This window comes from uncultured Aquabacterium sp. (assembly GCF_947366995.1).
Lineage (GTDB): Bacteria > Pseudomonadota > Gammaproteobacteria > Burkholderiales > Burkholderiaceae_C > Aquabacterium.
The window spans coordinates 13,861-32,968 of record NZ_CANBCC010000014.1; the positions used below are offsets into that span (position 1 = coordinate 13,861).

The 19,108-nt window shown below is 68.0% G+C and carries 12 protein-coding genes; 2 read left to right on the forward strand and 10 right to left on the reverse strand.

Going from position 1 to position 19,108, the window contains the following annotated elements; all coding sequences use genetic code 11:
• Nucleotides 1-89 precede the first annotated feature (89 nt).
• From Q0Z44_RS06020 to Q0Z44_RS06050, 7 genes are all read right to left on the reverse strand, one after another.
• Nucleotides 90-2,039, reverse strand: a complete 1,950-nt coding sequence (locus Q0Z44_RS06020) for a DUF2235 domain-containing protein (protein ID WP_298011234.1) — start codon at nt 2,037-2,039, stop codon at nt 90-92.
• Nucleotides 2,014-2,595 (reverse strand): DUF3304 domain-containing protein, encoded by a 582-nt coding sequence (locus Q0Z44_RS06025; protein ID WP_298011235.1) that lies wholly within the window; start codon nt 2,593-2,595, stop codon nt 2,014-2,016. The genes Q0Z44_RS06020 and Q0Z44_RS06025 overlap by 26 nt, the downstream gene beginning before the upstream one ends.
• A complete protein-coding gene (locus Q0Z44_RS06030; protein WP_298011236.1) occupies nt 2,592-3,455 on the reverse strand; it encodes a DUF4123 domain-containing protein in 864 nt (287 codons plus the stop codon). Before Q0Z44_RS06030 ends, Q0Z44_RS06025 begins: the two co-directional genes overlap by 4 nt.
• A 3-nt stretch (nt 3,456-3,458) precedes the next feature.
• On the reverse strand, nt 3,459-6,500 hold the full coding sequence (locus Q0Z44_RS06035) for a type VI secretion system Vgr family protein (RefSeq protein ID WP_298011237.1): 3,042 nt from the start codon (nt 6,498-6,500) through the stop codon (nt 3,459-3,461).
• 139 nt (nt 6,501-6,639) lie between these two features.
• Nucleotides 6,640-7,122, reverse strand: a complete 483-nt coding sequence (locus tag Q0Z44_RS06040; protein WP_298011238.1) for a DUF456 family protein — start codon at nt 7,120-7,122, stop codon at nt 6,640-6,642.
• A 49-nt stretch (nt 7,123-7,171) separates the two neighbouring features.
• Nucleotides 7,172-8,833, reverse strand: a complete 1,662-nt coding sequence (locus tag Q0Z44_RS06045; RefSeq protein WP_298011239.1) for a diguanylate cyclase — start codon at nt 8,831-8,833, stop codon at nt 7,172-7,174.
• 61 nt (nt 8,834-8,894) lie between these two features.
• On the reverse strand, nt 8,895-10,256 hold the full coding sequence (locus tag Q0Z44_RS06050) for a sorbosone dehydrogenase family protein (protein WP_298011240.1): 1,362 nt from the start codon (nt 10,254-10,256) through the stop codon (nt 8,895-8,897).
• Between the two features lie 332 nt (nt 10,257-10,588).
• Between Q0Z44_RS06050 and Q0Z44_RS06055 the strand changes: the two genes are divergently transcribed.
• Nucleotides 10,589-13,057 (forward strand): sigma 54-interacting transcriptional regulator, encoded by a 2,469-nt coding sequence (locus Q0Z44_RS06055; protein WP_298011241.1) that lies wholly within the window; start codon nt 10,589-10,591, stop codon nt 13,055-13,057.
• A 79-nt stretch (nt 13,058-13,136) separates the two neighbouring features.
• Here Q0Z44_RS06055 and Q0Z44_RS06060 read toward each other — a convergent pair whose 3' ends face one another.
• The 3 genes from Q0Z44_RS06060 to flhD all read right to left on the reverse strand — a co-directional run bounded on the left by Q0Z44_RS06060 (nt 13,137) and on the right by flhD (nt 16,710).
• Complete coding sequence (locus Q0Z44_RS06060; protein WP_298011242.1) at nt 13,137-15,332, reverse strand: TonB-dependent receptor; 2,196 nt, start codon at nt 15,330-15,332, stop codon at nt 13,137-13,139.
• A 462-nt stretch (nt 15,333-15,794) separates the two neighbouring features.
• On the reverse strand, nt 15,795-16,331 hold the full coding sequence (gene flhC / locus Q0Z44_RS06065; RefSeq protein ID WP_298011243.1) for a flagellar transcriptional regulator FlhC: 537 nt from the start codon (nt 16,329-16,331) through the stop codon (nt 15,795-15,797).
• 55 nt (nt 16,332-16,386) lie between these two features.
• The gene (gene flhD / locus Q0Z44_RS06070; protein WP_109033803.1) at nt 16,387-16,710 is read right to left on the reverse strand and encodes a flagellar transcriptional regulator FlhD; all 324 of its coding nucleotides are present in this window, start codon (nt 16,708-16,710) and stop codon (nt 16,387-16,389) included.
• A 379-nt stretch (nt 16,711-17,089) separates the two neighbouring features.
• Here flhD and Q0Z44_RS06075 point away from each other — a divergent pair, with 379 nt between their 5' ends.
• Entirely contained in the window at nt 17,090-19,030 is a 1,941-nt protein-coding gene (locus tag Q0Z44_RS06075) for a reprolysin-like metallopeptidase (RefSeq protein ID WP_298011244.1), read from the forward strand.
• Nucleotides 19,031-19,108: the final 78 nt, after the last annotated feature.

The window sequence follows — 19,108 nt, forward strand, 5'->3', positions numbered from 1 at the left end:
TGCCTTGAGCACCAGCCTTTCCCTTTCAGGCTTGATCTGCAAAATAGATCGAACTGATGATCCCTTCAGGCAATGGTCGGTCCGGGCGATCAGCCAAAGGCCGTCGATCCATGTTCCGACAAGGGGCGGTTGTTTGCGAACTTCAGCTCCTTGTCACCGCCGATGTAGCAACAGCGCGGGTCGGATGGCAGCGTCTCGTCTTTGGCGAAGCCGGCCAGAGAGTCATGGACAAAGTGATCGAAGAACTCGATGACGAGCGGGTCGCTCAAACCCTTGCCGTGGATGAACTCGTCTTCGTACGCCTTCAGCATCCGTTGGTAATGCGGCCTCAGGCGCGTATTGCCTCCTGCTTGATGGGCTTTGATGTATTCGATGTCCTTCAACAGGTTCTTGTCATAGATGTCAAGGTTTCCGATCAACTCGTCGCTGTAATCCGGCAGGGCTCGCTGCTTTGCACGCTCGCGCAGGAAGGCATCGTTGACGTCGTCAAAATGGGCCTTGGCTCTCAAGTAGGCTTGGTGTTCTTGCTCGTGCGGAAAGTCTGGCGAAGACTGACACGCAAGCAGCCAGGCACTTTTCTTGTCGTTCATGTCCTTTTCAGCGCGCAGCCGCGCAGGATCCTGTTCCAGCGCACGGACCCTGGCCTGCAGGCCTTGCTGCCCGGACGCTGGGTCGCCTTCGTCCTCCTTGCGGAAGATGTCGTTCTGCTTCTTGATTTCTGCGTATTCCTGATCCCGCAAGCGCAGGCGGATCTTGCGAAAGCGCCAACGGTAATACAGTTCGCTGTTGGCAAGGAGGGCATCGCCGAGGCGGCCTTCAGTGAATCCACCTGCGGACAACACCTTGTTGAATCGTTCGCCCAGTGCCGAATCAAACTCGAAGTCGCCAGCGATCGCGGGATCACTCAGTCGCTTCAAGGGGACGCCAGACGTAACGGCCTCCTCATACATTCTCCGCAGCGGAATCTTGCTGAGCAAGAAGCTCTTGAGCGGACTTTTCCCGCCCTCTCCAGGGCGGTATCCACCGCCGACGTTCGAGTGCGCCCCGGGATAAACCACTTCCTGCGCGCCAGCGGGTAAGTTCGCGCCATCCCACACCGTGTCCAGGGGGAACGAATTTCTGAACTCGTTCATCGCCATGAGGTGTACGGTTCGCGTCACCAGCGGGGGAATGCGGAGGTTCCTGGCCCATGAGCCGTGCCCGTCGAACGCGCCAGGGGTGGGATCGGCGCCTGGGGCGTCACCGAAGGCCAGGGTGTTGAGCCAGTTTCTGCGGCGCGCCATGGCCGTATCCAGCGCCATCCACTTCTTGGCCGCAGCCAGCGAGCCCAGGCTGGTGCTCGCGGGCAGACCAACCGAAGCCACAGTGTCGAACAGGCCAAGAAAGTAGATCTCGCACGGACGATCGATGCTTGTCAGCGTTGCTTTGCCGGTACTGGCATTCCAATAACAGCGGCTGTCCACCCGCCGCGCGAACGCGCGCGCCAGAGTGGCTCCGCGGGAAAAGCCAAAGATGGCCAGGTTGACGGCTTCGATTTTGTCACTGGGGTGCTTGGCGATGGTGGCATCGAGCCACTTCATGGCCTGATCCAGGCGCGCATCGCCGTACTTGCCAAAGGCCATGCCGTCGTCGTCACCGATGTCGCCAATGTCCTTGAAGTAGGTGCCTAAGCCTGGGATGTAGTGAGCATAGACGCCTTTCTCGATATCTTCCCTGGGGTGTGCTTTGAACAGGCGGGCGACATTGCTGTGCTTGTCCGTACCTTCGTCAGCGTCCAGGTTGTTGCCGGTGCCGTCGAAGAAGAAGGCGATCTTCAGTGTGACTCTGCACGTGTGAGCAGGACGCTGCGCGGCCAAGCGCGCATCCAGGGCCTGCGCGCGTTGAGCGAGGTCTGGCCCCTCCAAGGGAGCTTGCGGGGGGGGGCACACCGGTGCGGTCAAGGTGGTGGAAGCTGCTGCGCTGCTGCTCAGGGCTTCGTAAGGCTGTCGCGTGGCGGGACCTGCCGTAGAGGCATCAGCGGGCTTGCTGGCGTTGATCATGGCTGCACGGTGGATGGTTGTGAGAGGCGCCTGGGCGTTGTTCGTCTGCGGTGATGGGCAGTTTCAGCCGAGGTGGGGAATAGCCCGGTGTTACCGCGGCTTCGACATGGCCGTCGGGGTAGAAGTGCACCTCCAGCGCCATGGCCGGTGTCGACACGGCGCTCAAGGGAATCAGTGCCTCCTTCCATAGCGTCTTGCGTTCAACCACAAAGCGAGGACCGAAAGCGTATGGGTTGGCTTTCTGTTCCATGCAGTAGGCCGCGGCCCATCGGATCTTCAACTGGATGGGTCGGTCTGCATTGGGGTCGAAGCTGTAGCAGCAAGTAGATTTGCCTCCACCAGTCGTCGGGCTGCTCACAAAGATGTTGCCTCCGCCTGCCCCATTGACCGTGAAGCTGTCGATGTAGGTGTCCGTGTAGTTGTAGCCTTGAATCAAAAGACCTTGTAGGTCACGTGCCCCGCTCCCGCTCTCCGCCACCGGACTGGATGGGGACGCCACGCAAGCTGTGATACCAAGGCAAGCGGTGAAGAGGGTGACAAAGATCGTTGGCTTCATTTGCGGGTGACGTGTTCAATGGCCTGGCGCAGCGTCGACTGGCGATTCTTGACTTGGGCCATTGCAGTAGCCCACTCCTTGCTGTCTTCGAAGCCTTCGCCCAGCTCCAACGACAACACGCAGAACATCACGCGGTCAGAGAGCGCTTCCAGCCGTAGCCGGTCTGCTGCCTTCAGCATGCGTCTGGTCATAGCTACCCTTTCTTCGACCTGAACAGCCAAGAACGCTTCAGGAGATTCGCGTACCAACTCCGGCATGACCGTGTCCACCTCGGCCGCGGCGAGCAAGAGATCGGCTTGATGCTGCGTCAGGATCAAGGGGGCCGCAAAGGGTGCTGCCTCGGTCGTGGGCGGCAATTCGATGGTACGGAAGGTGCGCGCGCGGTCCACATAGGCCCACTGGCCGCCCAATGCCCAATACCGCATCGCTTGATCTTCTCGCAACACCGCATGGATCTCGGGCAAGACGCGCGGGTCATAGCACCGGAGCAGCACATGGTAGTCGTCTGGCAGTGTGGCCATGGTGCGCTCGTTCAATGCGTGTGCCAAGGCGCTGGGTGCCAGCGTGCTGTGCAGCCACGTCACACAAGCGCTCCGGCTGGCCCATTCGAGCGTTTCGTCAAAGTCGCGCAGGCCTGGCCGCTCAGGCCGCAGCGGCATGAGCCATGCGCTGGCTTCTTGCGCGTCAGGTCGTTCATCCGCCAAGATGTTGTGAGCCTGGCGTGCTTTCAAGCGCGCCAAAACCTGACGCTTGTCTACATGAACGTTGGCCATGTCGACCAATGCGTAGCGCTGATGCTCTACGGGAGCCTCTGTAAGCCAGGTGTGCGCGGCTGCTTTCCAATCTGAACCCGTCAGCATCGTTCACCCGCGTTTGGCAAAAGGCGACCCGGACTTGGCGGCGTTGAGCAGGCAGGATACGCACACGGAAGTCGGCATGGTCGGCATTTGCCATGCAGAAGAGCCGCCGCCCACCATCGATTTCTTCCCCGCCTTCACCGTGATCTTCCCCGGACACTGCGCCGTGAAGCTGCCCCCCTCAATGATGATGCTCGCACCCCCCGACACAGCCAGCACGACCCTCTTGGCGGCCGCGACGTTCACCACCCCATTCGCCGTCTTCAACTCCAGCGTCTGCTTGGCTGCCACCTGCGCCGCACCGGCCTGCGCCTGCATGTCCACCGCGCCTTGCGCGGCGATCATCGTCAGTCCCTTGCCTGCGGCTTCCGCCCCCGGCTGAATCGCCCCGGCCAGCACGCCGATGGCCTGCCCGGTGTGCACGCGGGCCTGCCCGCCCACGGCCACCTGCGTGTCCTGCCCGCTGGCGATCTGCACGGTGTCCTGCGCACTGAGGTGCAGGTCCTGCCCGGCCGTCAGGCCCAGCCCGGCCTTGCCGATCAGGGCAATGTTCGGGTCGGCCATGTGCGGCACCTTGCCCGTGCCGGGCGTGGTGCACTGGTCGGCCGCATCGCCGCAGGCGTCGCCCAGGCTGGCCGCGCTCACCATGCCGCTCAGGCTCTGGGTGAGTGCGGCCGCCGGGGCGGCGCGGTCGTTCAGCGCACTCTGGCCGGCGCCCAGTGAACCCGCCGCGGTGGCGACGCCCACCGTCTGGTGCGTGGTGGCCGCCTGGTGGAAGGTCTGGCTCAGTTGCTGCGCCTGCTTGGCCAGCGCCATGCCGGGTGCGTTGTCGCCGGCCGGCGTGGCGCTCTGGCCTTGCGCCTGCGGCAAGGCATAGGTGCTCAGCATCACCCCGCGCGCAGCCCGCAGGCCGCCCCAGGCGTCGGTGCGCAGCTCCAGGCCCAGGCCGCGCAGGCTGCCGCGGTGGTTGTCGGCCTGGTGCAGCAGGTGGCCCATCTGCAGCCAGGTCTGCGCCTGCGTGGTGTGCAGGGCCAGGCGTTGCTGGCCGGGCGTGTCGTCGAACACCAGTTGGTTGTGGCCGCTGCCCCCGAACTCCTTGCTCTTGACGCCGCTGAGCGCCGCCGCATTGGCCTGGCCCTCGTTGCCGTCGGTGGCGCTGCCGGGGGCGGCGCCGTGCCAGGCGGGGCTGTGGCCACCTGCGCCAGCCGCCACGCGGTTCATCTGGCTGGCCGGGCGGTGGTCGGTGGATTGAGCCAGCGCCGTGGTGTCGGCCTGTGCGGCTTCGCCACCCGGCGTGGGCGGCAGGCCCGATTCACCCCGGCCGTTGTAGAGCGCGCCGATGACCACGGGGCGGTCGATGTCGTTACCCAGGAAGCCGACCAGCACCTCCTGGCCGATGCGGGGGATGAACTGGTGGCCCATGCCGGGGCCGGCAGCGCGCTGCACCACCCGCAGCCAGCAGCTGTGGTCGGTGTTGGCGCGCTGCGGGGCAAAGGGGTTGGCCTGCCAGTGAAAGCGCACCTTGATGCGGCCGAGGGCGTCGGTGTGCAGTTCGTCGGCGCCGCTGGGTGACACAGTGCCGCCGGGGCCCACGACGATGGCGGTTTGCGGGCCGAGCGCCGTGGGGCGCGGGCGGGGCCGCAGGCCGGTTTCATCCAGCAGCACGGGGCGCCAGGGCACGCTGCGGCGCAGGGCTTCGAACGCGCAGGCGAAGCCGGTGGCCGCAGCCCGCTCGTGCAGGGCCTCGGTGTCGGCGTCGGCCCCCACTCCCGAACGGGCCTGCAGGTCCGAGGCGCCGATGGCCTGGGTCACCGCCTCGCCCAGGTCCTTCGGCAGGTTGTTGACACCCAGGGCGATCACGCGCGTGGTGAAGAACTGCTTGTCTTCGTCCTTCAGGCCGAAGACGGCCAGCGGGTCGAGCGTGCTCTGCGTCAGCGCAAACCATGTGCCGGCACGCAGCGTGCGCACGGTGCCGTGGCCGAGCCAGGTCTTGTAGCGGGCTTCGTGGGCTTCCTGCAGCAGGGTGGCGAGGAAGGTGGCCTCGTCGCTGCCGCTGAAGAGGAAATCGCCCGTGGGGTCGTAGCTGGCCAGCCAGCCTTGCAGGCTGGAGGCTTCCTCGCCACCCCACGGGTTTGCGGTGGGCACCTCCGCCGTGATGGCAGTGTGGGCCTTGTAGTCCCATCCCTGAACCACGGTGGCGGTGGGGCCCAGCGCCCGCCAGGCACCCATGGCCTGGATGCTGTCCTGGGCCTCCTGGCTGCTGCTGCGGTGAAAGCGGATGCCGCCGTCGGTGTGGCTGGTGCGGTCTTGCGGCTGGGCGGCGCTGCGCACGAAGAAGACCACGCGGTGGCCGCCGGGGGCGGCCTCGTCTTCTTCCACGCGCCAGGCGATGCCTTCTTCGGCCAGCAGGCGCTGCACGAAGGCCAGGTCGGATTCGCGGTATTGCGCGCAGTACGAGCGCAGGCCACCGTTGCGGGCAAACAGGCCCTGTGCCACGTGGTCGGCCACGCCGTCGTTCCACTGCCAGGCGGCCACCGCGCTGTGGTCGGCGAACACATCTTCGACGATGTCGATGACGCTCTTGTCCTGCCACACCCGGCTTTGCAGGGTGTGGCCCAGCAGCGCGATCCAGGGCTGGATGACGAGCGCCTTGCGGGCCAGGCCGCCGTCGGCATCCAGGCTGTGGGCCTCGGTGACGTAGCCGCTGCGGCGGGTGCGGCTGCCGTCGGCCAGCGTGGTGTGCAGGGTGACGGGGCGCGCGTAGAGCTGCTTGAGTTCGACGTGGGTGTCGAGCACAAGCGCGTGCAGCTCGAGCCGGAACGGCTCGGAGACGGCTTCGTGCAGCGTGAAGCGCTCGACCATCAGGTCGGCCGGCAGCGGGCGTTCGCTGGATGCGCCGGTGAGGGTGTAGAGCCGGGTATCCGACTGCCAGCTTGCGATCAGTTGCCGCAGCAGGTGCTTCAGCCCGGCCTGTGCGGCCGAACCAATGGCGGACGCGGCGGCCTGGCCTGCAGACGTGACAGCGTCTGGCAGGAGTGATGTGCCCATGCCCATGGCGGGTTCCCTGAAATCTGTTTGTGTGCGCGGGTGCGCTTGGATGGCAGGATTTTGAGCGGGGCCGCGGGGCTTTCGTCCACCCCGTATGGGTGAGGCTGAAACAGCTTGTAAGGTGCGTGTCGGACGGCAGTCAGCCGACGAACCACGCCAGCGCGAACCAGCCGACCATTGCCACCGCCAGCATCAGCTTGAGGACCAGTGCGAGCACGAAGCCCAGGCCGGCGGCGACCCCGGCTCGCGCTGCGCGGGCCGGGTCGCGCCGAGACACCCATTCGCCCAGCAGCGCGCCCAGCATGGGCCCCAGGATGAGGCCCGGCAGACCGCCGAAGAGGCCGGCGACGGAGCCGATGCCGGCACCGCCCATGGCGCTCTGGCTGGCGCCCGCACGCTTGACCGCGATCACGGCCGCGACGTAGTCGACCAGCCAGCCGAGCAGGGCCAGCAGGCCCAGGCCGAGCAGCGTGCCGCCGCCCACGCGGGCGTAGCCGTCCGCCCAGGCGGCCAGCCACATGCCCACGAAGATCAGCGGCGTGCCGGGCAGCAAGGGCAGTACCACGCCGAGCACGCCGATGACGATGGCGGCGATGGCAAGAAAGGCGAGCAGAGGGTCCATGCGTGTTTCGACTCGGGTGCGAGCCGCGGGTTCCCTGCGCGGGCCCGGCTCAGCCCGCGAGCCGAGCCGGGTGGGTGTCCAGCACTTCGGGTTCGGCGAGGTGCAGCACGTAGCGGCCGCGGCCAGTCTGCTTGGCCTGGTACATCGCGCTGTCGGCGGTGCTCATCAAGGCGTCGAACGAACTGTCGCCATCGCCCAGCGCAATCCCGATGGACAGGCCCAGTGCGCACGGCTGCCCGGCGATCTGCACGGGCTCGGCGAGGGCCTGCATGCATTTGGTGGCCACGGCCCGTGCGCTGGCGCTGGCATCTTCGTTGTTCAGGCCGAGGTCGCTGAGCACCAGGGCGAACTCGTCGCCGCCCACGCGGGACAGCGTGTCGCTTTCGCGGACGATGGCGGCGAGGCGGCGCCCGACTTCGACAAGGGCCAGGTCACCGGCCTCATGACCCAGGCTGTCGTTGATAGGCTTGAAGCCGTCCAGGTCCATGAAGAGGACGGCGAGCCGGGTGCGGGTGCGGCGGGCGCGGGCCAGCGCCTGGCCCATGCGGTCGGCCAGCAGCAGGCGGTTGGGCAGCCCGGTGAGCGCGTCGTGGTGGGCCATGCGGGCCAGTTCGTTCTGGCTGTCGATGAGCCGGGCGAGCAGCCGGTTGAAGGCCTTGGTGAGGTGGCCGACCTCGTCGTCGCGGACGACGGGCAGCGGGGCGAGTGGCATGTCGCCGCGGCTCATCCGGTCGGCGTGGTCGGCCGCGCGCAGCAGGGGGCGGAAGACGAGGTACAGGCCAACCGAGGCCAGCAGCAGAAAGATGACGACCGTGGCGACGGCGTGCACGCGCACGAAATGCCGGGTGCGCTCGATCGTGACGAAGGCTTCGTCGGCGGGCATGCGGGCCACCACGAACCAGCCCGCGCCTGGCACCGGCGCCACACCGGCGACCGCTTCGGCGCCGTTTGCCTCGGTGATGAGCCCGCCGCCCTGGTGACCGGTGGCCGCCGCATCGAACAGCGGGATCTGGCCGATTGCCGGGGCATCGCGCAGCACCTGTTCGGGGTCGGTGGCCGCGACGATGAGGCCGTCGTAGGGCGAAATCACCAGCAGCCCGCCCATCGAGCCCACGCGGGCCTGCGCCAGGGGCTGAAGAAAGCCGGGTGCATCCAGGGCCGTCAGGCCGGTGAGGACGGCCAGCACGCGGCCTTGCGGGTCGACGATGGGTGCCGCCATCGGGAGCAGCGTTTCGCCGGTCTGGGGCGCGCGCAGCGGCCGGCCGAGTGCCGGTGTGCCGTTGAAGGCGGTGCGCACCCAGGCGGGCATGGCTGCAGCCGTGTTCGATGCGCCCATCTGGGTGGCCGTCCGCACTTCGGCCAGGGCCCGGCCGTCCGGTGCAAGGATGGCGAGGCCGGGCACGAAGGCGGACTGCAGCCGGTGCTGGGCTGTCAGCCAGGCCTGGAGCGCCTCGGGATCGGTCAGGTCACCCAGCGGGGCGGCGGTGGCCAGGCGGTGCAGCGTGCGTTCGCGTTCGTCGAGCTTGGCGGTGATGTCGCGCGCCACGTAGCCGGCGAGCGCGGCCTGCTGGCCGGCCAGCACGGTGCCGAGGTCGTCGCGCAGAAAGGTCGGCAGCCGGTGATAGCGAACCACCGAGCCAGTGAGGGCCAGCGCCACGCCGAAGAGGACGAGCCGCGTGACGATGCTGCTGGTGATGCGCCGAAATCCCATTGGGCGGGATCATAGGGACATCCCGGCCGCGGCCCTAGTGGAAAAGCGAGGAACACCGCCTTCATTCCATGATGCGGGATGCGGTCTGGGGCGTGGGGCCGACACGCCACACCGTGTTGCCCACGTCGTCGGCCACCAACAGCGCGCCGCGGCCATCGAGCGCCACGCCCACGGGGCGGCCCAGCGCCTTGCCATCGGGGCTCAGAAACCCGGTGAGCACATCCACCGGCTCGCCCGAAGGCTTGCCTTGCGAAAACGGGATGAAGACAACCTTGTAGCCGCTGCGGGGCTTGCGGTTCCACGAGCCATGCTGCCCGATGAACATGCCCTGCTGCCATTGCGGCGAGAGCGCGTTGCCTGCGGCGTTGACGAGGCCCAGCGAGGCGGTGTGCGCGCCCAGCGCATAGTCCGGTGCGATGGCGCGGGCGACCTGCTCCGGCTGTTGCGGCTTGACACGCTCGTCGACGTGCTGGCCCCAGTAGCTGTAAGGCCAGCCGTAAAAACCTCCGTCCTGCACAGAGGTCAGGTAGTCCGGCACCAGGTCGTTGCCCAGTTCATCGCGCTCGTTCACGACGGTCCACAGCCGGCCGCTTTCCCACGCGAGCCCGTTGGGGTTGCGCAGCCCGGTGGCAAACAGCCGATGACGGCCGGTGGTCAGATCCAGTTCCCAGATGGCCGCACGCCCGGTCTCCTGTTCCATGCCGTTCTCGGCCACGTTGCTGTTCGAGCCCACGGTGATGTAGAGGCGCTGCCCGTCGGGCCTGGCGATCAGGTTCTTGGTCCAGTGGTGGTTCAGCGGGCCACCCGGCAGGTCCAGCACCTTCTCCGGGGCGGCGTCGATGCGGGTCTGGCCGGGCTTGAACGGCAGGCGCACCACCGCGTCGGTGTTGGCCACGTAGAGGTGGCCCCCCACCAGCGCCATGCCGAAGGGCGAGTTCAGGCCGTCGCGCAGCACGGTGCGCACCTCGGCGCGGCCGTCGCCGTCGGCATCGCGCAGCAGGGTGATGCGGTTGGCGCTGGGGCCGGACGAGCCGGCCTTCTTCATGGCCCGCGCCATGAACCAGCCGCGGATGCCTTTGTTGTCCTCGGGTTTGGGCGGGGCGTTGGTTTCGGCCACCAGCACGTCGCCATTGGGCAGGGCGAGCAACCAGCGCGGATGCACCAGTCCGGTGGCGAAGGGCTGCACGCTGAGCCCCGCGGCAGCCGTCGGTTGCTGGCCGGCCGGCCACCCGGTGGCTTCGGCGATGTGGACCGTCGGCACCCACTGTCGGTTCGGTGCGGGCAGCGTCGGGGACGCGCCGTATCCGGCTGTGGTGGGCAGGTCGCTCGCGTCACCGCACGCGCCGAGCGAAAGGGCGCTGACGACGCCCGCGGCGAGGGCACAGGCACGTACGGCAGAGAGGCAAGAATGGGGACGGTGCATGGTGGCTCCTGGTGGCACGGCACGGATGGCGCGGCTGGTTGGGCAAGCGCCGCGCCAGAAACGTCGCCGTACCAGGTCGGGACACTGTGTCACGCGGCGCGTTTGACACAGGTACAGCGAAAACCTGTCACGCTCCGTGACACTTTCAAGGGTTAACCCTCAAAGGGTTCCCGGCAGTGTCGGCTTCTTGACACCCTTGCCTACCATGGCGCTCCACTGGGGCGGTGTGTGCTCCAGAAGGTGACGATACGGGGACACATGCCCCGCACGGTGTGCCAGCGGCGGTGATCCCGCCTCCGGCGAGCCGGTCACAGCACGAGGAGACCCACCAGATGAACATGCGAACGCTGCACCACCCCGGGGCACCCCTGCGAGGCAGCCTGTCCGAGACAGGCGGCCCGGTGTTGCCCGAACCTGTGATGGGCGAGCGGCATGCCGAGACCATTCAGCAGTCGCATGAGCGCTGCCTGACCATGGGGCTCAACCGGACCGACCGGCTGGACTTCCCGACCCTCAGCCGCAACGAGCTGGCCCTGGCGCGCGAGCGCAACCACCGGCTGTACGTGCATGCGGCGCCGGTGATGGAGACGCTGTTCTCGCAAATCCTCGATTCGCAGAGCATGGTCGTGCTGACCGATGCCAACGGCACCATCCTGCACACGATCGGGCCGGATGCCTTCCTGCAGCGCGCGGCCAAGGTGGCACTCAGCCCGGGCGTGAACTGGTCGGAGTCGACCAAGGGCACGAACGCGATCGGCACGGCGCTGATTGAAGAACTGCCGACGCTGGTGCACGGCGCCGAGCACTTCATCAACGCCAACCACTTCCTGACCTGCTCGGCCGCGCCCATCCTCGACCCGCGCGGCAACATCCTGGGCGTGCTCGACGTGACGGGTGACCAGCACACCTTCCATCCCTACACGCTGGGGCTGGTGCGCATGTCGGTGCGCATGATCGAGAACCACTGGTTCTCGGATGACCACCGCAATGTGGGGCACATCTACCTCCATGCACGACCCGAGTTCCTGGGCACGCTGACCGAAGGCATCCTGGCCGTGAACCCGGACGGGCGCATCATGGGCGCGAACCGCGGGGCCCAGGAGCAACTGGGCATGAGCAGCGCAGCCCTGCGCATGCACACCGTGACTTCGCTGTTCGGTGCCACCATGGGGGCGCTGACCGAGCGCTTCCGTTCACCGCAGGTGGGCCCCATGCTGGTCGAGACCGTGTCGGGTCGCCAGCTGCACCTGCGTGCGCGTTTCAACTGGCCGGTGTGGCACAGCCTGTCGGAGTCCACAGCCGATGCCGTCGAGGCCACGCCGGTGGCGGCGGTGGCGGGCGGCTCCGGCCTGACGCTGCCTGCGGCCTCCGCGCCCAAGGACGCCTCCGCCGCCCCCGGCGGCCGGACGCCCCTGCGCACCGCCGAAATGGGCGGCGTGACGGGGGCACCGGCCCCGGCCGGGCTGGGTGGCTCGCTGGGCAGCGGGCCGACCTCGGTGTCGTCGGCCATGCCGCCCGGCAGCCCGTTCGGCGTGCCGAGTGGCCGCCTGGCCGATGCCTTCGTGCCGGGCACGCCGGGAACCGGCTCATCGGGTGAGCCACCGCGTTCATCGGCCTCTCGCAAGCTCGGCCTGAGTGCGCTGGCCACCGGAGACGCGCAGATGGCCGCCCTGCTCGACAAGCTCAAGCGCGTGCTCAACCGTGACATCCCGGTGCTCATCCAGGGTGAGACCGGCACGGGCAAGGAGTTGCTGGCACGCGCCATCCACCTGGATTCGAGCCGCGCGAGCGCACCGTTTGTCGCAGTCAACTGTGCTTCCATCCCTGAAACGCTGATCGAGTCGGAACTGTTCGGTTACGAGGAAGGCGCCTTCACCGGTGCGCGGCGCAAGGGCGCGGTCGGCAAGATGGTGCAGGCCCATGGCGGCACGCTGTTCCTGGATGAAATCGGCGACATGCCGCTGTCGCTTCAGGCCCACCTGCTGCGCGTGCTGCAGGAGCGCGAGGTCACGCCGCTGGGCAGCGGACGCGCCATCCCCATCGACATCAACCTGGTCTGCGCGACCCACCGCAACCTGCGCGAGATGATCGAGCGCAAGACCTTCCGCGAAGACCTGTACTTCCGCCTGAACGGGTTGGTGGTGCGGATTCCGCCGCTGCGCGAGCGCACCGACCTGATGGTGCTGGTCGAGCGCATCCTGCAGCGGGAATGCCCGGATGTGGCCCATGAACTGGCGCCCGACGTGCTCAACCTCTTCCAGGCGTGCCGCTGGCAAGGCAATGTGCGTCAGTTGGCGGGCGTGTTGCGCACGGCCTGCGTGATGGCGGGTGACGAGCGCTTCATCACCCGCGCGCACCTCTCGGACGACTTCATGGACGACGTGCTGCGCAGCCAGAGCCAGGCCGGACTGGGCGCACGGGCCACCGCGACCGGTTCGGGTGGCAGCATGGCCGGATCAGGCTACATCGGCGGCGGCATGGTGCCGCCGGCCGCAGCCTCGAGCGGGCTGCACGGCCACGGGCAGGGTGGGCTGCATGCGGTCGCTCCGGTGCACGCCTACCCCGAAGCGAGTGCCGCCGAGGGCATGGACATGGGCCGGCACGCCGCTCCGCCGGCCGCTGCACCCAGCACCGTGGCCAGCGCGCCATCGGCGCCCGCCTCGCTGGTCGACATCGAACTGCAGACCATCCGTCAGGCGGTGGAGGCTGCGCGTGGCAACATCTCCGAAGCGGCCAAGCAACTGGGCATCAGCCGCAACACGATCTACCGCAAGCTGCACTGGCAGAACAAGCAGCAATGACGACCTGATTGCGACGCCGGGATTCAGCACCCCGGCCCTCCACGGCGCCAGAGGGCGCCGTTTTTTTTGGCGGCCCTTGTCAGAAGCCGTGCAGGTAGCGCACGGACAGCAAGGCATTGCGGCCTGCCGCGGTCTCGAAGAAGCGGCCGTTGCCATCGTTGACGATGACGCTGCCGGCGTAGCGCTTGTCACCCACATTGTCGACGCGGGCGAGCACCTCGATGGCGCTGCCCTTCGCGTCAAGCTGGAAGCGCTGGAGCCAGCGCACGTTCACGATGCCCCAGCCGGCGGCGAAGTCGCTGTTGCGGTCGTTGACGGCCGTGCGGCTGCGGGCCTGCCATTCCAGGCCGGCTTCCATGCCGCGCTTCGGCTGCCACACCAGCTCGGCAAACGCGTTCTGCTTCTGCGTGCCGGCGATGCGGTTGCCCGCGGCCACGGGGGCGGTTGCGGTGGTGCAGGGGGTTCCCGCGCAAGTCAGGAAGTTGTCTCGGTAGCTGGCGTCCAGCCAGGTGAAGGCGGCGGCCGTGCGCCACTGTGGGCTCAGACGCCACTGGCCGCTCAACTCCAGGCCCTTGCGCTGGGTGTGGCCCACGTTCTGAAACGTGGCGCGCCCGCCGCTGTTGCTCAACGCGCCGATCTCGTTGCTGGTGTTGACGACGAACAGCGTGGCGTCCAGCGCCGTGCCGGGGGCCGGGCGCCACTTGCTGCCGATTTCGGCGTGGCGGCTGGTTTGCGGCTGAAGCGCGGTGTTGAAGCCGCCGCTGCCATCCGGGCGGTAGGCCAGCTCGCCCAGGGTGGGTGACTCGAAGCCGCGTCCGGCGCCGGCATGCAGCGTCAGAGTCGGGCTGGCTTTCCAGCGCAAGCCCAGCACGGGCGTGTTGTAGTGAAAGCGCATGGTGCCCGAGTCGTCGACGTTGGTGCCCACCACGTAGCTGTCCTTGCTGACCATCGTGACCTGGCCCGAGCGCAGGCCGGCCGTGGCCGCCCAATCCGGGAGGATGGCCCATTCCGCCTGGGCGTAGGCCTCGCGGGTGCGCGCCGAGTTGGCCTCGTCGCGCCGCTGGGTGCCCTTGACGCCGTAGAGGGGCGCACTGCTCGGGCCGGTGTAGTTCAGGTAGCCACGGCGTGCGTCGTACTGATCCTCCATGTTCAGGCCGGTGACCAGGTCGACGTTCGTCCAGCGCCAGTTCATGCGCCCGTCCAGGCCCATGTAGTCGCGGTCGAAATCGACGACCCCGCCGCTGTGACGCGACGTCAGGGGATTGGTGCCCTGTGTGCCAGCCGCGATGCTCTGGTACTGCGTCACCGTCCGTCGGCCCGCATAGGCCACCAGCTGGCTTTCCTGCAGCGCCCCCGCCTGCGTGAAGCGGTGCTGCCAGCTCGAGCCGAGCTGCGTCTGGTTCAGGTTCTTGCGCGTGTTGTACTGCTGTGCCTCCGGCGTGACCTGCTCTGGATCGGCATCGAACTGCGACCGGCTCAGCCCCAGTGGGTCCTGCGCCTGCTGCACATGGTGGCTCAGCTGCGCCACGATGCGGTCATGCGGCAGGCGCCATTCGGCCTTGACATTGCCCAGGTGGCGGTCTGCGGCGCTGCGGTCGCGCGGGCCGTCGGTGTGCAGGCTCGAGGCGCTGGCCGACATCGACAGCGTCTCGCTGATCGGCGCGCCACCGGCCAGCCGCACCTGGTACAGCGCGTTGCTGCCCACATCCACGCTGCTTTCGAAGAAGCGCTCGGTGATGGGCTGACTGACCAGCGAGATCACGCCGCCGGCCGCATTGCCGTACAGCGCCGAGAAGGGGCCACGGATGACCTCGATGCGCTGCGCGCCGGCCAGATCGAAGTGACCGACCTGGCCCTGCCCGTCGGGCATGGTGGCCGGGATGCCGTCGGTGTAGAGCCGCAGGCCGCGCACGCCGAAGGTGGCGCGGGCGCCGAAGCCGCGCGAGCTGATCTGCAGATCCTGCGCGTAGTTGTTGCGGTTGTTGACCACCAGGCCCGGCACGCGCGCCATCGCCTCGGACAGGTTGACCATGGGCCCGGCCGCGCGCAGGGTGCGGCTGTCGACCACGCTGGCCGCGAATGGCGCGTCCTGCAGGCGGGTGGCACGGGTGCTGGCGCTGACCACCACCGGATCGACCTCGGAGGCCGCTTCGGACGCCTCGGCTGCCCGGGCGGCACCGGTGTGCAGAAGGCCGGCGCAGCTGGCCAGAGTGGCCCAGGCCAGCGGGCTCAGTCGGAGCGGGGTGGGGCGGCGGGAGGCGATGTGGTGTCTCATGGTCTCGTTGTGTTGGCAGCGTGCCCCGGACGGGCCGGGTGCGGTCGGTGTCCGGGTGCAGACACCGTGCCAGGGCGCCAAGGGCGTGTCATCGGGGCAAGCACGCGCCGCGCGCGGGCCGGCTTGGGGGGAGACCCGCGGGGTCGCTCATGATTTTCTGGAGCCTGTGTGACAGCGGTGACACACGTGCGCCTGCGTGTCCCGGCATGGAGCACGCGCGACGGCGCTGATGGGCGGCAAAAAAAAGCGGGTCCCGAGGGACCCGCATCGAAAGCACAAGACTGCCGTGCTGCTAGGAGGAGACAAGCATGAAACAGAACGGGTCCGCCTGACGGGAGCAGGGACTTGACGACCAGGCCGGTCGGGCGGGATACAACTGGAACAACGGGTACAACCGGTACAACCACTGCGATGCGGCGTGAACCGGCGCCGCGCCGGGGTGAGGGCATCCGCCCCCGGAAATCAGTGCATCTGGATGCCGCCAGCGGCCTTGCCCTTGCCGGCGCGGGCGGGCGGGTTGCACATGCCACACACGAAGTGACGCGAGATCTCGTGCGGGTGGGTGACGAAGTGGCCGCCACACTTGGAGCACTTGGTCATCGTCAGCATGCCGTTGTCGACGAACTTCACCAGACGCCAGGCGCGCGTCACAGACAGCAGCGGCTCGAGGTTCTGGGTGGTGGTCTGTTCCAGATAGAGCTGATAGGCCTTGATCACCACGTCGATCTCGTCCATTTCCGCGGCCTTGTTCAGGTACTCGTGGATGTTCATGAACAGGCTGGCGTGGATGTTGGGCTGCCAGGTCATGAACCAGTCGGTCGAGAAGGGGAGCTGGCCTTTCGACGGCGACTTGCCCGAGACTTCCTTGTAGAGGCGCAGCAGGCGCTCGTAAGACATGTCGGTTTCCGACTCCAGCACTTGCAGGCGTGCACCCAGGTTGATCAGGGTGACGGCGCGCTCGATTTGCTTGGCTTCGGTCAACAGGCTCTTGGTGCGCATGGTGGTCTCTCTCGGTAGGGCGAAAACGGCGGACGCGGGGCGGGCGGCCCGAGGATCAGGCGGCTTCCTGGTGGCGGCCGGCCATCAGGATGGAGGCATGCAGGCGGCTGACGGCGTCGTTGGCGGCGCCCTTGCCGTGGTTGGTCAGCAGGTTCCACACGAGGTCGTCGTCGACACGCATGCGGCACACCAGGGTGTTGCCCGAAGCGATCTTCAGCACCTGGGCCGGGGTCAGCGAGGCCAGGCGGTCGGCCGCTTCTTCCGACAGACCCAGGCGGAACAGGGCCTGCTCGCGGTCCGTGCGGATCAGGTTCTGAGCCAGCATCAGGTACGAGAGGTTGGTTTCGCGGATTTCGTTCAGGATCTGTTCGTTGGTCATGGTGTGCTCCGAGTTCTTGCTGTGCGGTGCAGTGCGGAACTGCGTTGTCGATGGAGTCATTGTGCAAACAACGGCCAGTTTTCTTGATAGGCGGCTGGCTGTAAGGCCGGTCGGCGGGCGGCTACACGGCGTGTAGGAATTTGTCTGACAGAAGCCCCGAACAGCGGCATCCGTCACGGCCAGACAAAAGGTTGTGAAAACCTGCCTATTTGTCTGTTGATTCACGCCGGCGGGCGCACGGAGGTGATGCCTGCGTGACGGGCGTCACACGTTACGCGTGAAAGGCGGTTCTATGCTGGGGCGATCAAGGCAACCGCCCGATGACGGCGCATCGAGCTGCGCCGCCCCACGAGGTTGCCGTCACACCAGGAGGGCGCCCATGCGCTGGCAGAAAACGGATTTCTTCTCCCTCACGCCCGTGGCGGCCTGGCTGGCCCTTGGCCTGACCGGCGCTCCGGCGCTCGCAACCGCCTCGCCTTCGCCCGCGGTCGGCATGAAGCTGCAGACCCAGGCCGCGCTCGCGCCCGCCCGGCTGATGGCCATGCAGCCGGGCGAGGTGGTGAGCATCGATTTTCCGATGGCGGGGCGCCACAGCGTCGTCTTCGAGCACACCACCGCCGGCCGCGGCGGGCTGCGCTACTGGCACGGCCACCTGGCGGGCCAGGAGCGCGACCGCGTCGTGCTGCAGGAGCTGCCCAATGGCCGACTGGTGGGCGCGCTGCGACACCAGGGGCAGCTCGTGAGCTTCCGGCAGGAGGCCGACCGGCGCCTGGTGGCCGACCGCGAGGCAGCCCGCATCAGCGGGCAGGCCTGGCGCCTGGGCGAGCGTCTGGACAAGGGCACTCGGGTGGTCCATGAGAACGTGGCAGCGCTGGTGGACGCCAGCGTGGGCAGCGAGATCGCGCTGCCCCTGCCCGACGGCCGCACCGAGGTGGCCATCGTGACCGCCAGCGGCCTGGATGCCGATGGCCATCTGCAGATCCAGGCCATCAGCCGCCTGGAAGGCCGTGGCAGCCCGACCGTGGTGACCGTGGGCAGCGACGCGCTGTTTGCCGCCGTGTTCACGCCCCAGGGCGAATACCAGCTGGTGACCCGCCAGGGCCGCACGCTGATGCTCGACCCGCAGGCCGCGGGCTTGACCCAGCCCCAGGGCGATGACCACATCCCGGTCACCGACGCGGCGGGTGCCACCCTCGCGGCAGCGCAGTCGACCCGCACCACCACGAAGACCACCACCACGACAAAGACCACCACGGTGGCGGGCAGCACCACGACCACGGGCTCGACGGCCTTCGTGCCGCTGGCCGCCGGCACGGTGGACACCACGCTGACGCTGTTGATGACCTACAGCCCCAGCTTCGTCAGGCAGTGGGGCACCGAAGCAGCCGCGCGCACGCGCCTGTCCAACATCGTGCAGGTCGCCAACGCGGCCTACGGCAACAGCGGCACGGGCGTGCGCTTCAAGGTGGTCGGCTGGAAGCTGGTGAACCAGGCCGACGCCACCCCGCAGACCGTGATCTCGGCGCTGCGCGCAGGCACCGGCGCGTTCGCCGGCATCGGCACGCTGAAGGCCAGCGTGGGCGCGGCCCTGGTGAGCTTCTACGCCCCCTTCAACACCACCACGGCGGCCTCCAGCACGTGCGGCGTCGCCTATGTGCCCGCCTCGGGCTCGCAGGGGCTGGCGGCCTACCGCACGCAGGCCCCCACGCTGATGTACTCGGCGCTCAATGACGGCCAGACCACCAGCAGCTACTGTTCGCTGCTGAGCTTCCCGCACGAACTGGGGCACAACCTGGGCGCCCTGCACGACAAGGCCAACTCCAGCACCTCCGGCGTGTTCCCCTACAGCTACGGCAAGGGCGTCAGCGGCAGCTTCGGCACGGTCATGTCCTACATCTCGCCGCGGGTGGCGCTGTTCTCGTCGCCGCAGCTCCAGTGCACCGCCACGGGCGCGGCCTGCGGCACCGACACGGAAAACGTCGTGGCCACCGTGCTGCAGACCAAGTCGGTCGTGGCGGCGCTCGGCAAGCCGGCGAATGCCGACGTTGCGGTGACCGGCGCCACCATGGTGGCTGGCGCGCTGCGCACGGCGACGGGCGGGGCGTACACCGGCGCCACCACCATCGGCACCAGCACGCCGGGCGTCACCTGCACAACGGGCACCACCGGGCTCTATGTGTGTCGCGTGCCCAACGGCACGGCGTCGATCACTGTCGCGGTGAAGGCCGTTGGCAAGACCGTCAGCCCCTCGGTGGCCACCTTCGCGGTCAGCCCGGTGGCCGAACGCCCCGTTGCCGGCACCACTTTTTACGTGCGTTGAGGAGGAAGTTGGCGCTCACTCACGACGACATCGCCGCTTGGTGACCCCCGGGGCAGGCCTTGGGGGTTTACAGCAAGT